The sequence below is a fragment of the Streptomyces sp. NPDC054866 genome, assembly GCF_053610745.1.
The window spans coordinates 1021177-1034639 of the sequence record NZ_JBSGZA010000003.1 but is presented as its reverse complement, the minus strand read 5'-3'; the positions used below and the strand labels follow the sequence as shown (position 1 = coordinate 1034639).

At 70.4% G+C, this 13463-nt stretch carries 14 protein-coding genes; 10 read left to right on the top strand and 4 right to left on the bottom strand.

What is annotated here, in order from left to right:
* Positions 1-23: 23 nt before the first annotated feature.
* Together ACWGI2_RS20125 and ku are read right to left on the bottom strand one after the other, a co-directional pair.
* Positions 24-293 carry a type B 50S ribosomal protein L31 gene (locus ACWGI2_RS20125; RefSeq protein ID WP_453397919.1) on the bottom strand — a complete coding sequence of 90 codons (270 nt, stop codon included), beginning with the start codon at positions 291-293 and terminating at the stop codon, positions 24-26.
* Between the two features lie 570 nt (positions 294-863).
* Complete coding sequence (gene ku, locus ACWGI2_RS20120) at positions 864-1820, bottom strand: non-homologous end joining protein Ku (RefSeq protein WP_453696620.1); 957 nt, start codon at positions 1818-1820, stop codon at positions 864-866.
* A 69-nt stretch (positions 1821-1889) separates the two neighbouring features.
* Between ku and ligD the strand changes: the two genes are divergently transcribed.
* Together ligD and ACWGI2_RS20110 are read left to right on the top strand one after the other, a co-directional pair.
* On the top strand, positions 1890-2792 hold the full coding sequence (ligD, locus tag ACWGI2_RS20115) for a non-homologous end-joining DNA ligase (RefSeq protein WP_453696619.1): 903 nt from the start codon (positions 1890-1892) through the stop codon (positions 2790-2792).
* Positions 2793-2904: 112 nt separating this feature from the next.
* A complete protein-coding gene (locus ACWGI2_RS20110) occupies positions 2905-3333 on the top strand; it encodes a DUF4440 domain-containing protein (protein ID WP_453696617.1) in 429 nt (142 codons plus the stop codon).
* Between the two features lie 52 nt (positions 3334-3385).
* Here the strand turns inward: ACWGI2_RS20110 and ACWGI2_RS20105 are convergent, their stop codons facing one another.
* Positions 3386-4189 carry a nuclease-related domain-containing protein gene (locus ACWGI2_RS20105; protein WP_453696615.1) on the bottom strand — a complete coding sequence of 268 codons (804 nt, stop codon included), beginning with the start codon at positions 4187-4189 and terminating at the stop codon, positions 3386-3388.
* A 305-nt stretch (positions 4190-4494) separates the two neighbouring features.
* Here ACWGI2_RS20105 and ACWGI2_RS20100 point away from each other — a divergent pair, with 305 nt between their 5' ends.
* From ACWGI2_RS20100 to ACWGI2_RS20070, 7 genes are all read left to right on the top strand, one after another.
* Positions 4495-4818 (top strand): hypothetical protein, encoded by a 324-nt coding sequence (locus tag ACWGI2_RS20100; protein WP_453696614.1) that lies wholly within the window; start codon positions 4495-4497, stop codon positions 4816-4818.
* Positions 4819-4932: 114 nt separating this feature from the next.
* Positions 4933-5523: a class F sortase gene (locus ACWGI2_RS20095; protein WP_453398115.1), complete on the top strand. Its 591-nt coding sequence runs from the start codon at positions 4933-4935 to the stop codon at positions 5521-5523.
* Positions 5524-5624: 101 nt separating this feature from the next.
* Entirely contained in the window at positions 5625-6449 is an 825-nt protein-coding gene (locus ACWGI2_RS20090; protein ID WP_453696612.1) for a hypothetical protein, read from the top strand.
* Positions 6446-7747 (top strand): ATP-binding protein, encoded by a 1302-nt coding sequence (locus tag ACWGI2_RS20085; RefSeq protein WP_453397913.1) that lies wholly within the window; start codon positions 6446-6448, stop codon positions 7745-7747. The genes ACWGI2_RS20090 and ACWGI2_RS20085 overlap by 4 nt, the downstream gene beginning before the upstream one ends.
* A gap of 128 nt (positions 7748-7875) precedes the next feature.
* The gene (locus ACWGI2_RS20080) at positions 7876-8238 is read left to right on the top strand and encodes an SH3 domain-containing protein (protein ID WP_453696611.1); all 363 of its coding nucleotides are present in this window, start codon (positions 7876-7878) and stop codon (positions 8236-8238) included.
* Between the two features lie 63 nt (positions 8239-8301).
* A complete protein-coding gene (locus tag ACWGI2_RS20075) occupies positions 8302-9666 on the top strand; it encodes an FtsW/RodA/SpoVE family cell cycle protein (RefSeq protein ID WP_453696610.1) in 1365 nt (454 codons plus the stop codon).
* Positions 9663-11123 (top strand): penicillin-binding transpeptidase domain-containing protein, encoded by a 1461-nt coding sequence (locus ACWGI2_RS20070; protein WP_453696609.1) that lies wholly within the window; start codon positions 9663-9665, stop codon positions 11121-11123. Before ACWGI2_RS20075 ends, ACWGI2_RS20070 begins: the two co-directional genes overlap by 4 nt.
* Positions 11124-11164: 41 nt before the next feature.
* Here the strand turns inward: ACWGI2_RS20070 and ACWGI2_RS20065 are convergent, their stop codons facing one another.
* Complete coding sequence (locus tag ACWGI2_RS20065; RefSeq protein WP_453397909.1) at positions 11165-12277, bottom strand: ferritin-like domain-containing protein; 1113 nt, start codon at positions 12275-12277, stop codon at positions 11165-11167.
* Between the two features lie 228 nt (positions 12278-12505).
* On the opposite strand from ACWGI2_RS20065, the gene ACWGI2_RS20060 reads away from it, so the two are divergent.
* Complete coding sequence (locus ACWGI2_RS20060) at positions 12506-13444, top strand: AurF N-oxygenase family protein (RefSeq protein ID WP_453397908.1); 939 nt, start codon at positions 12506-12508, stop codon at positions 13442-13444.
* Positions 13445-13463: the final 19 nt, after the last annotated feature.

Below are 13463 nucleotides of genomic sequence, written 5' to 3'. Positions count from 1 at the left end.
CGCACGCGGCGTGGCGTGCGCCCTCAGCCCTCCGGTGTGGCCGGGGGTGCCTGATCGCCGTAGCGGCGCTCGAATTTGGCGACCTGGCCCTCGGAGTCCACGACGCGGGCGCGGCCCGTGTAGAAGGGGTGGCTCTCGGAGGAGATCTCCACCTCCACCAGGGGGTACGTCTCGCCGTCGTCCCACTCGATGGTCTGGTCGCTCTCCGCGGTGGAACGGGTGAGGAAGGCGTAGCCCGCCGAGCGGTCGCGGAAGACGACGGGCCGGTAGTTGCTGTCCTTGTCGTGGGTCATGTCCCCAGGTTCCCCGCGTACGGGCGGTGGGGCGAGCCTGGGGGCGCCACGTGGGTTGCGGCCGTCGCTTGAACCGTCACCCCCCGTGTCCGTCGGCGGGCCCGCGTCCTGCGCCTGACCGAACGGGCTCTCCCACCCACCCACCCGTTCACCCCGCAGCCACCCCTGACCGAACAGACCTTTCCCACCCACCCGCCCGATTGCCCCGGGGTGGCAGGGCATGCGGAACAGGAGGGGGGTGGGCGACGTGCAGCGTGCAGCCCGGGGGTGGGTCGGTGACGTACAGCCCGGGGGTGGCGGCGACGTACCGCCGGAGGTGGGTGGGCGGCCTACCGCCCGGCGGTGGATTCGTGCATTGCGGTCTCCGTCACGAGGGCCCGGCTTCCGCTCACCGGTAGTCGGCGACGCTCGCGAGGGGGGCGTGTCGGTATGTCTGCCCGGAGCACGGTTCCCGGAGGCTCCGGTGCCGAAGTGGCCCGGCGGTTACCGGACGATAGCGAGGACGGACATACCGGCGCGGCCCCGCACCCACAGACGGACCCGCTGCCGTACCCCCGTACGCGCCCCGCCCTATGCCGAAGTCCGCTTCTTCGTCGTTTTTTTTGCTGCGGGCTTCTTCGCCGCCGACTTTTTCGTAGTCGTCTTCTTCGCCGTCGACTTCTTGCCCCCTACCTCCTTCGGCGTCGTCTTCGACGCCGAAGCCCGCTCCAGCGGGGTCACCTTCGCCCCCGCCCCGCTCCCGCTCCCCCCTCCCCTCTTCGCCGCGCGCACGCTCTTCTCCAGTGCGGCCATCAAGTCGATCACCTTGCCCCCGCCCGAATCCCCCTCAGCCGCCGGCTCCGTGGGAGTCGTGCCCTCGGCCTTGGCGGTGACCAGTTCCTCCACCGCCGCGCGGTAGTCGTCGTGGAGGGTGGACACGTCGACCTCGCCCAGCGTGTCCATCAGTGCGTCTGCCAGGTCCAGTTCCGCGTCCCGCACCTTGACCTGGGCGTCCGGAGCCACGCCCTCCGGGTCCCGGATCTCGTCCGGCCACAGCAGTGCGTGCATCGCGATCACGTCGTCCACCACCCGCAGCATCCCCAGCCGTTCCCGCCCCCGCAGCGCGTACCTGGCGATCGCCACCTTCTGGCTCCGCTTCAGCGCCTCCCGCAGCAGCGTGTACGGCTTCGCCGCGGGCACTCCATTGGCCGACAAGTAGTACGCCGTGTCCATCTGCATCGGATCGACTCCGTCCGCCGGCACGAACGCGACGATCTCGATCGTCTTGGCCGTCGGGATGGGCAGCGCCGCCAGGTCCTCGTCCGTGATCGGGATGATCGAGCCGTCCGCGTCCTCGTACCCCTTGCCGATCTCGGCGGACGTCACCTCCCGCTCCTCCAGCTCGCACACCTTGCGATAGCGGACCCGACCCCCGTCCTCCGTATGGATCTGCCGGAAGGAGATCGAGTGGTTCTCGGTGGCGTTCACGAGCTTGATCGGGATGCTGACCAAGCCGAAGGAGATCGCACCGTTCCATATGGATCGCACGTCAGGCACCTCTCAGCAGCCGAGCACCGTTTCAGGGTGGTTCATCCCTATTCGTGGGATTCTCATCGTATGACGCCGATCACCGAGGTGGAGGGGCGGCGGCTCGCCCTCAGCAATCTCGACAAGGTCCTCTACTCCGCGACCGGCTTCACCAAAGGCGAGATGCTGCACTACTACGCCAGCACCGCCGAGGCCCTCCTCCCCCACCTCCGCAACCGCCCCCTCTCCTTCCTGCGCTTTCCGGACGGGCCGGACGGCCAGCGCTTCTTCGCCAAGAACGTGCCCCCGGGCACCCCCGACTGGGTGCATACCGCCGACGTGCCGCGCTCGGACGGGGACATCCGGCAGATCGTCGTGAACGACCTCGCCTCGCTGATGTGGGCGGGCAACCTCGTCACCGAGTTCCACACCCCCCAGTGGCAGGCGGACGCCCCCGCCGTCGCCGACCGGCTCGTGCTCGACCTGGATCCCGGCGAGCCCGCCACCATCGTCGAGTGCTGCCGGGCAGGCCTCTGGCTGCGCGAGCGGCTCCGGGCGGACGGCCTGCACGCGTACGCGAAGACCTCGGGATCCAAGGGCCTGCACCTGCTCTGCGCCCTGGAGCCGACACCCTCCGAGGACGTCACCGCGTACGCGAAGAAGCTCGCCCAGGAAGCCGAGGCCGAGCTGCCCGACCTCGTCGTCCACCGGATGACCCGCAGCCTGCGGCCCGGCAAGGTCTTCGTCGACTTCAGCCAGAACGCCGCCGCGAAGACCACCGCCACCCCCTACACCCTGCGCGCCCGCCGGGAGCCGACGGTCTCCACCCCCGTCACCTGGGAAGAAGTCGAGGAAGCCGAGGAGACCGGCGACCCGGCACAGCTCGTCTTCCTGGCCGCCGACATCGCTCCTCGCCTCCAGCGGTACGGGGATCTGCTGGGCCCGCTCACCGATCCGGGGCGGGCTCGCCCTCTCCCCACTGCTAGCAGCTAGCGGCTAGCGGCTAGCGGCTGGTGCGTGACCAGCGTCACATCTAATCAAGTTTGACTAGCCTGATTATCGAGCATATCTTTCTCCACGTAGTCAAACTTGATTAGGAGCCCACATGACCGTACTGCCCGAGACCGGATACGTCGCGACCGACGAGGACCGCGCGAGCCTGGCCGCATGGTTCGCCGAGTACGACGCACACAGCGCCAAGCGCGATGTGGAGCGCATGGCCGACCTGGCCGTCTTCCCGCTCAACCTGGTCAGCGACGACTCCGCGGGCGACGGTCGCTCCGCGCAGTGGGACCGGGAACAGTTCGTCGCGACCATGACGCACGTGATGGGGGACGGGAGCGAGGACATCACCTTCGAGTCCACGCGCACGCCCGTCTACCTCTCCCCCGCCATGGCCGTCGTCTTCACCGACTCGGTGATGACCGCGAACGGCGAGACGCAGCAGCTGCGGTACGCCGACATCCTGCTGAAGCGGGGCGGGGCCTGGGCGTTCCAGACCATGATCCAGGGAGGCTGGGGCGACAACCTCTGAGAATCCCCTGGCAATCCCCTGGCAATCCCCTGAGAAGGGGTCCGCCGGGCAGTTACACGCGCAGCCACGTACGCCGGTCGCGGGCCATCGCGTGCAGCGCCTCCACATCGGCCGGTTTCAGTACGCCGCCGGTGCCCGCCACGGCCGCCACCTCCCCGTCGCGCACGATCCGCACCTCGCGCGGCGGGGCCGTGACGTCGAGATCCGTCGCCCCGGAGAGTGCCAGGACCGGGCGGATCTCGGCGGTCAGCGCGAAGGACGCCCGGTCGGCGTCGGCGCGGATCTCCCTCAGGAGTGGACGCGGGTCCGCGCGGCCGACCGTGACCATCGGGTCGGCGACGCGCACCCGCTGCTTGCGGGCGGGGAGCGTGTGGATGCTGAACAGGCCGCCGGGGCCGATCAGTAGGTGGTGGATGCGGGCGCCGCCCGGCAGCGGCACCGAGTGCAGGGTGTGCCAGCCGCCGCCTTCGAGGCCGTCGAGCACCTCGCCGATGGACTGCTCGGCGGTGAGCGCCCGCTGCCGAGGGTCGGCGCGCAGCCTGCGGGCGGGGGCCGGGTCGCGGTCGAGGGCGATCAGGAGTGCCTCGCCGGGGCGGTTCGGGGCGAGGTCGTCGTCCGGGTGGAGGGCGAGGCGGGCCAGCTCCGCGGGGGTGGGGACGGGCGGCGGGCCTATCGAGAAGCCGCCGGTCAGGAAGGGGGCGAGGGCGCGCAGGACGGCTTCCCTGTGCTCCTCGCCGAGCAGGTTCACGCGGGACGACTCCCGCTCGTACCACGCCACGCTTCTGCCGTCCGTGAGGCAGACGTAGAGCCGCTCCTGTCCGTGCCGCCAGGCCGGTATGACGCGCAGTCCGCTCATGCACCATCACCCCACGGACCATGGGAGCAGCAAGGACATGCCTTGGGCAAGAACCTGGGCGAGGCGGAAGGAAGTTGAGCCACTCGTTGAGCCACTCGTAACGGCACCGCTTCCGTGCCGTCTTCGTATCGCCTTCGTGCCGCCTCCCCGCCGCCTCCGCGGTGATGGCTTGCTGTTACATAGCTGACGAATTGCCGCAATGACGGACATCTAGCTTCATAGGTGCCTCTTTCGCTTCCCCTCGCAGCGATCAGGCCGCCCGCCCCCAGCCCCTCCCAGCCGTCAGCCCTAAGGACCGTCCGCTCATGAGCAGCCACCGCCGCCGCACCCTCCTCCGTTCCGCCGCCGTGACCACCGTCGTCGGCGGCGCGCTCCTCATGCCCGCTGTGGCCGCCGTCGCGGACTCGCCGGCACACGCTGCGGCGGCACACGCCGAGGCGGCCCAGGCAGACGGCACCCGGACCGTGGCGCCGGTCGCCCCTGGCGCCCCCGAAGGCGGGGTCAAGGCCGGCACCGAGGGGTTCCACAGCGGGGACCCGGTGTTCATCGCCGCCGGTGGCGCCATGGCGGCGGCCGGGGCGGCCGGTCTCGGGTACGCGATGCTGCGCCGCGGCCGCACCGACGCCTGAGCCCCCTCCCCCACGCACCCCGCAGGAGCCGCTGTGAGCACCTCCACCGAACAAGCCCCCACCCCCGCGCCCGAGCCCAGCCCCACCCCCGTAAAGCGCCGCCACACCACCCGCATAGCTGCCGCCGCCGCCCTCACCGCCGCCCTCGGCATCGGCCTCATCGCCTGCGGCCAGGGCTCCGGCGGCGACCCCGCGCCCGACGTCAAGGTCGACAACGCCACCGCCTCACCGGCGGCCGATCCGCACGCCCCGCTCGAGAAGTCCCGCCCCACGGGCCTGCGCATCCCGGCGGCCGGTGTCGACGCGAAGTCGATGCTGGACCTCGGCGTGGGCGCGGACGACGCCCTCGAAGTGCCGCCCGTGGACAAGGCGGAAGAGCCGGGCTGGTGGACCGGGGGCGTCACCCCCGGCGAGAAGGGGGCGGCCGTCCTGGTCGCGCACTACGACACCGCGGAAGGGCCCGCGCTGATGAAGAACGTGGCGAAGGTGAGAATGGGGGACGAGATCGAGGTGCCGCGAGCGGACGGGAGTACCGCGACGTTCAAGGTGCGCGAGATTGAACAGGTGGACAAAAAGAACTTCCCCACCAATAAGGTGTACGGGGCGACCGACCGGCCCGAGCTGCGCCTGCTGACCTGTGGCGGACCGATCAAGGAAGGTCACCGCACCGACAACATCATTCTCTACGCCGACCTCGCGCCGTAGCCGGACCCGGGTGACGGGACCCGGACCCCGCGGCGCCGCAACCGAACCTCGCGCCGCAGCCGAGCAGCCCCCGGGCCGCTCCTCCGGCAGGCAGGAGTGCAGTGCACCGGAGCCGTCTCGCGCTCGCCGCAGGACTCGTGCTGCCCGCCGTCCTGCTGGCCGGCGGCTGTGGCGACCCCGGTGACCTGCGCGGCGCGGGATCCACGCCCACCGCCGAGGCGCCCACGCGCCTGTGGCCGAAGCTGCCGCCTCCGTCGGCGCCCGCCGAGGACTACGGCACGATCGAGAGCCTGCCGGTCAAGGGCGTCGACGTACCGGGCGGGGACCTGCGCAAGGTGAATCCGGTGGCGGTCGCCAAGGCCGATTTCGACGAGAACCCCGGGATGTACAGCCGTTCGGACGCGGTCTACAAGCAGACGGCCGAGCAGCTGGACACGTGCGAGACCGGCCACGCCGACGGTCGCGACGAGGACGGTGGCGGCGAGGACGGCGACGGCGCGTGCCCCGTCCTGAACGCCTACTACCGCGACCTCACCGGCGACGGCAAGGACGACCTCATCGTCGGCATCCGCCTTGCCCGGGGGCACGCCGAGAATCTCGACATACGCGCCTACGCCGTGGAGAAGCGGAAGTTGACGCAGATCATGGAAATGGGGGACGCCGTGCTCGGTGTCGAGCTGGCCGGTCACGAGGTGATCGTCCGCGCCGTCTCCGGCATGCAGGGCTACGAGTACCGCACCGTCTGGTCCTGGGACTCCCACCAGAAGACCATGCTGCCGACGACCGACGAGATCGTGCGCTCGCCGAACGCGCCGACGAGGAAGCCGTCCCGCAAGCCCGAGCCCGCGGCGAGCGCCCGGCCCGTGCCCTCACCGAGCGACTCCCCGAGCGGCTCACCGAGTGACTCCCCGAGCGACAGCCGATGAGCCACCGGCTGCCGCGCGGACCGCGGCTTCCCGCCTGGACGGCGACGCTGACCTGGAAGGCCGCGGTCTTCATCACCGTCATGTGCTGCGCGCTCGCCGCGCTGCTCGGCGCGCTCGTGCACGTCTCGGTGACCAACCAGACCGTGGGCCAGGCCCGCGACCACGCCCTCACCCGTCTCGACGACGCCACCGCGGCGTTCGAGGCGGGCGACGAGCTCGGCCCCGGCGCGGGGGTCGATCCGCCGGGCCTTCCCGCTCGGCTGCGGGAGCTCGCGGTGGGCGGGGAGCGCGGGACGATGGTCGGCACGCAGAACTCCCGGCCGACGATGTGGGCGGCGGGGCCCGCGACGGACCGGCGCGCCATCGCCGTCCAGGTCGACTACGCCCAGGGCGCCCGCACGATCGACGGCCTCGACCGGGCGATCCTCGGCTCCTCGGTGCTCGCGATCGGGGCGACGCTCCTGGTCGGGGCGTTCTCCGTGACGCGCGTGACGCGGCGTCTGCACCAGACGGCGACGGTGGCCCGCCGGATCAGCGCGGGTGACCTCGACGCCCGCGTGAACGACCCGCGCACCCGCGAGCCCTCGCGCCTCCAGGACGAGGTGGCGGCGGTCTCCGGGGCGCTCGACACGATGGCGTCCTCGATGCAGGGCAAGCTCCAGAGCGAGCAGCGGTTCACCGCGGACGTGGCGCACGAGCTGCGCACTCCGCTGACCGGTCTGCACGCGGCGGCCGAGCTTCTGCCGCCGGGCCGCCCCACGGAGCTGGTGCGAGACCGGGTCGCCGCGCTGCGGACCCTCACCGAGGACCTCCTGGAGATCTCCCGCCTCGACGCGAAGAGCGAGCGGGTCGATCTGGACGACCACCATCTCGCCCCACTGGCCGAGCGCGCCGTGCGGGGTTCGGGAGTCGACGCCGAGCTGGTCGTCGTACGCGACGTCTGCGTGGAGACCGACCGGCGGCGCCTGGAGCGGGTGCTGGGGAATCTCATCGCCAACGCGGACAAGCACGGGCGTGCGCCCGTCGTGGTGACCGTCGACGGGCCCGTGGTCTCGGTGCGCGATCACGGCGACGGATACCCCGGCTACCTGGTGGAACACGGGCCGCAGCGGTTCCGCACCGAGGGGACGACCAGGGGCCACGGGCTCGGTCTGACGATCGCGTTGGGCCAGACGGCGGTCCTCGGAGCGCAGCTCACGTTCACGAACGCGGCCGACGGAGGCGCCGTCGCGACGCTGACGCTGCCGTACGAGGAGTGCGCGGGGAACGGTGCCAGGGGCGCCGACGGGACGGCCTGACGGGCGGTTTGACGCCGCGTGACCTTTTGCGCGCCCAGCGTGCCGATTTTAGTGTGAATTGCGGCCTATGCCCCCGTCCCACGGGCCTGAGGCCGCATCACATCCGCCTCGTCCCCAGAGGAGACCCCATGTCCCTTCGGCCCACCTCCGCCACCACCCGGCTCGGCATACTGGCCGCCGGCGGCGCGCTCGCCGCCCTCACTCTCACCGGCCCGGCCTTCGCCGCCGACGACACCGACGCCAACAGCAACCCGCGCGTCTACAAGGGCCGTGTCACCGCCAAGTCCGGACTGCTGCTGCGCACCTCCCCCCACCGGGGCGCCAAGGTGATCCGCAGCGTTCCGTACGGCAAGATCGTCCGCATCTACTGCAAGACGACCGGCGACCACGTGCAGGGCAACAACCGCTGGTACCTGCTCACCAACGGCACCTGGGCATGGGGCGCCGCGCACTACATCGCCAACATCGGGCCCGCCCCGCGCTGGTGCTGACGCACCAGCAGCACACGGTGACATAAACGGACATTGGGGCCTATCGCTTGCTACGTTCCGGGCATGACCCGAACAGCAGCGGCGCCCCCCTCCGTACCCGCTGTTCGCGTGCCCCGGCGCCGTGGCACCGAAGTCGCCCTGATCGTCGTGGCCGTCCTGCTCTCGGTCTACGGCTACTGCGACGTCGGCCTCGCCAAGAACGGCACCGTCCCGCCCGGCGCCGCCGGTTACGGCGCCGGGCTCGGCGTGCTCGCGCTCCTGGCCCATCTCGCGGTCCGCTTCCGGGCGCCCTACGCCGACCCGCTGCTCCTGCCGATCGCCGTGCTCCTCAACGGCCTCGGCCTCGTCCTGATCTACCGGCTCGACCTGGAGACCCCCGGCGACGAGGCCGCGCCCACGCAACTCGTCTGGTCCACCGTCGGCGTGACGCTCTTCATCGCCTTCGTGCTCTTCCTGCGCGACCACAGGGTGCTCCAGCGGTACGCGTACATCTGCGTCGTCGCCGCGCTGGTCCTGATGATCGTGCCGATCTTCTTCCCGGCCGTGAACGGCGCCCGGATCTGGATCAGGATCGGCGGATTCTCCATCCAGCCCGGCGAGTTCGCCAAGATCCTGCTCGCGATCTTCTTCGCCAGCTATCTGTCCGCCAACCGCAACGCCCTCGCCTACACCGGCCGTACGGTCTGGAAGCTGACGAAGCTCCAGCTGCCGACCGGCCGTGTGCTCGGCCCGATCGTGGCGATTTGGCTCCTGAGCGTCGGGGTCCTCGTCCTCGAACGGGACCTCGGCACCTCGCTGCTCTTCTTCGGCCTCTTCGTGATCCTGCTGTACGTCGCCACCGGGCGCACCGGCTGGATCGCGGTCGGCCTGGTGCTCGCCGGGGTCGGGGCGTACACGGTCGGCTCGCTCGAACCCCACGTGCACAGCCGGGTCGAGGACTGGCTGCACCCCTTCGCCTCCATCGACGCGGGCGAGGGCCCGAACCAACTCGCCCAGTCCCTCTTCGCGTTCGCGGCCGGCGGGATGCTCGGGACCGGTCTCGGACTCGGGCACTCCATCCTCATCGGCTTCGCCGCCAAGTCCGACTTCATCCTGGCGACGGCGGGCGAGGAGCTCGGCCTCGCGGGCCTCGCCGCGATCTTCCTGCTCTACGCGCTCCTGGTGGAGCGCGGCTACCGGGCCGGGCTCGCCCTGCGGGACGCCTTCGGGCGGCTCCTCGCGGTCGGGCTCGCCTCGATCGTCGCGCTCCAGGTGTTCGTGATCGCGGGCGGCGTGACCGGGCTGATCCCGCTGACGGGCATGGCGATGCCCTTCCTGGCGCAGGGCGGCTCGTCGGTCGTCACCAACTGGATCATCGTGGCGCTGCTCATCCGGCTCAGCGACTCGGCCCGGAGCCAGCCGGTGGGGCCCGTGCGGGAGGACGCGTGACCAGGTACATCCGGCATGCCGCCGCGTTCTGCGCACTGCTCCTGATCGCCCTGCTCGTGAACGCGACCCGCGTCCAGGTCGTCCAGGCCGAGCACTTCGACAAGAACTCCGCCAACCGACGCCAGGCCATCGTCCGCTTCGGCCAGCCGCGCGGCGACATCATGGTCGAGGGCCACGCGGTCACCGGTTCCAAGGACACCGGGGAGCAGCTCCGCTATGAACGGACGTACAGGAACGGCCCGTTGTACGCCCCGGTGACCGGGTACGCCTCGCAGGTCTACGGCACGACCCTCCTGGAGAACGCCGAGGACGACATCCTCTCCGGGACCGACCCGATGCTCGCCCCGCTCCCCCTGTGGAACGACATCAGCCGCGCGCAGAACCCCGGCGGCATGGTGCGGACCACCATCAAGGCGGCGGCGCAGCAGGCCGCGTACGCCGGGCTCGGCGGCAAGAAGGGCGCGGTCGCCGCGATCGAGCCGTCGACCGGGAAGATCCTCGCCCTGGTCAGCACGCCTTCGTACGACCCGGAGCGGCTCTCCGGCACGAGTGAGTCGGTGGCGAGGTCGTGGGCGTCGCTGAACGGCAGCGCCGACAAACCGATGCTGAACCGGGCGATCCGCCAGACGTACCCGCCCGGTTCGACGTTCAAGGTGGTGACGGCGGCGGCTGCCCTGGACGCGGGAACGGTCACGGACCTGGACGCCGCCACCAAGTCCCCCGTCCCGTACACGCTGCCCGGCACCAGCACGCAGCTGACGAACGAGGTCGACGGCTGCAAGAACGCGACCCTGCGCTACGCCTTCGAGTGGTCCTGCAACACGGTCTTCGCCAAGCTGGGCGCGGACACCGGTCTGGACGACATGCTGGACACGGCACGGAACTTCGGCTTCAACGACAGCGGCCTGAAGATCCCGTCGTCGGTGGCGGCGAGCAACTTCGACACGTCGATGGACAAGGCGCAGCTGGCGCTCTCCGCGATCGGTCAGTTCGACACGCGGGCGACGCCGTTGCAGATGGCGATGGTCTCGGCGGCGGTGGCCAACGGCGGCCATGTCGAGTCACCGCACCTGGTGGACGAGACCACGACGGACGACGGCGACGTGGTGCGGAACACCGGCACCAGCTCCCTCCACCAGGCCATGAACCCGGCCACGGCGATGCAGCTGCGGGAGATGATGACCGACGTGGTCAAGGAGGGCACGGGCGGCAACGCGGCGATCCCCGGCGCGACGGTCGGCGGCAAGACGGGCACGGCCCAGCACGGCATCGACAACTCCGGGACGCCGTACGCGTGGTTCATCTCCTGGGCCCAGAAATCCGGCGAGGCACAGCCATCGGTGGCGGTGGCGGTGGTCGTGGAGGACGCGGCGGCGGACCGGGGAGACATCAGCGGCGGCGGTAGCGCGGCGCCGGTGGCGAAGGCGGTGATGGAGGCGGTGCTCGACGGGCCCTAGAGCGGGGCAGCCGCCCCCACGCGGCCGGGGATGCGGGGTTCTCAGGGGTTCGGGGCGCCGCCGGAGGTGATCATCTCCTCGACCTCCGCCACCCGCTGCCCCTCCTCCGCGGCGAACCTCTCCGCGTCCAGCTTCTCCGCGATCTCCTCGTCCTGGGCCATCAGCTGGTCGAGGTTGGCGTTGCCCATTTCGAAGACGCCCATGTCGACGTACGCCTCCTGGAGCCGCTTGCCCCACAGGCCGATGTCCTTGACGCACGGCACGATGCGGCTGAAGAGCAACTGCCGGAACAGGGCGAGGAATTCGGAGTTCTCGCTGCACTCGTCGGCCTCGGCCTTCGGGATACCGAAGTTCTCCAGGACCTCGACGCCGCGCAGCCGGTCCCGCATCAAGTAGCAGCCTTCGATGACGAATTCCTCGCGCTCGCGCAGTTCCGCGTCCGAGAGCTGTTTGTAGTAGTCCCGCAGGGCCATGCGGCCGAAGGCCACGTGCCGGGCCTCGTCCTGCATGACGTACGCGAGGATCTGCTTCGGCAGCGGCTTGTCCGTCGTGTCGCGGATCATGCCGAAGGCGGCCAGGGCCAACCCCTCGATGAGGACCTGCATGCCCAAGTAGGGCATGTCCCAGCGGGAGTCGCGCAGGGTGTCGCCGAGCAGGGACTGGAGGTTGTCGTTGATCGGGTAGAGCATGCCGATCTTGTCGTGCAGGAAACGGCCGTAGACCTCGGCGTGCCGCGCCTCGTCCATGGTCTGGGTCGCGGAGTAGAACTTCGCGTCCAGGTCGGGGACGGACTCCACGATGCGCGCCGCGCACACCATCGCGCCCTGCTCGCCGTGCAGGAACTGGCTGAACTGCCAGGAGGCGTAGTGCTTGCGCAGCTCGCCCTTGTCCCGCTCCGTCATCTTGTCCCAGTGGCGGGTGCCGTAGAGCGAGAGGGACTCGTCGGGGGTGCCCAGGGGGTCGTACGGGTCGACCTCCAGATCCCAGGCGATGCGCTTGGCGCCGTCCCACTGCTTGTCCTTGCCCTTCTGGTAGAGGGCGAGGAGCCGGGCGCGGCCCTCGTCGTACTCCCAGCTGAAGCGGGCCGCGCCGTTCGCCGGTATCTGCCAGGTGGTCTCGTCCGGGGCGTGTGTGTACAGCTCGTGCGTGGACACTGACGGCTCCTTAGGAAAGTGGCCTCGGTCTGTCCGTAGTCCCCCCGTGCTGCTTTCGACTGCCTTCGGCTGTCTTCGACTGCCTTGTACTAGTTGGTAGTTGGAAGGCTCACACGTTCGTAGACGTCGGGTCAACAAGTCGTGCGCAAGGGATTGACGCCCTTGCTGACAAGCAGTCTCATAATTCGTGACCGCCGGTAACTGTGACGACGAGGCAGGGGCAGAGTCATGACGACCATCACGGAGGACGCGGCGATCGAAGGGCTGCGGGACGCGCTCGGACTGCTCAAGGACCGGGAGCAGGTGGCCGAGAGGCTGCTCGACTCCTCCGCCAAGCACTCCTTCGACCCCGACAAGGAGCTGGACTGGGAGGCGCCCTTCGAGGAGGGCAAGTGGTTCTGGCCCCCGGAGCTGGTCTCCCTGTACGGTACGCCGATGTGGCGGCGGATGAGCGAGGAGCAGCGCATCGCGCTCTCCCAGCACGAGGCCGCCGCGCTCGCGTCGCTCGGCATCTGGTTCGAGCTGATCCTGATGCAGCTGCTCGTACGGCACATCTACGACAAGCCGGCGACGAGCGCGCACGTGCGGTACGCCCTGACGGAGATCGAGGACGAGTGCCGGCACTCGAAGATGTTCGCGCGCCTCATCTCGCGCGGGGACACCCCGTACTACCCGGTCAGCGCCGTGCACCGGAACCTCGGCCGCCTCTTCAAGACCATCTCGACGACGCCCGGTTCGTTCACGGCGACGCTGCTCGGCGAGGAGATCCTCGACTGGATGCAGCGCCTGACGTTCCCGGACGAGCGCGTCCAGACCCTCGTGCGCGGCGTCACGCGGATCCACGTCGTGGAGGAGGCGCGCCATGTGCGGTACGCCCGTGAGGAGCTGCGCCGCCAGATGGTGACGGCGCCGCGCTGGTCCCAGGAGTTCACCCGCCTCACCTCGGGTGAGTTCGCCCGCGTCTTCTCCATCGCCTTCATCAACCCCGAGGTCTACACGAACGTAGGCCTGGACAAGCGCGAGGCCATGGCCCAGGTCAAGGCGAGCGCCCACCGCCGCGAGATCATGCAGACCGGGGCCAAGCGCCTGACGGACTTCCTGGACGACATCGGGGTGCTGCGGGGCGCCGGGCGGCGGCTGTGGAAGAGCTCGGGACTCCTGGCGTAGCGAAGAGGGTACGCAGGGT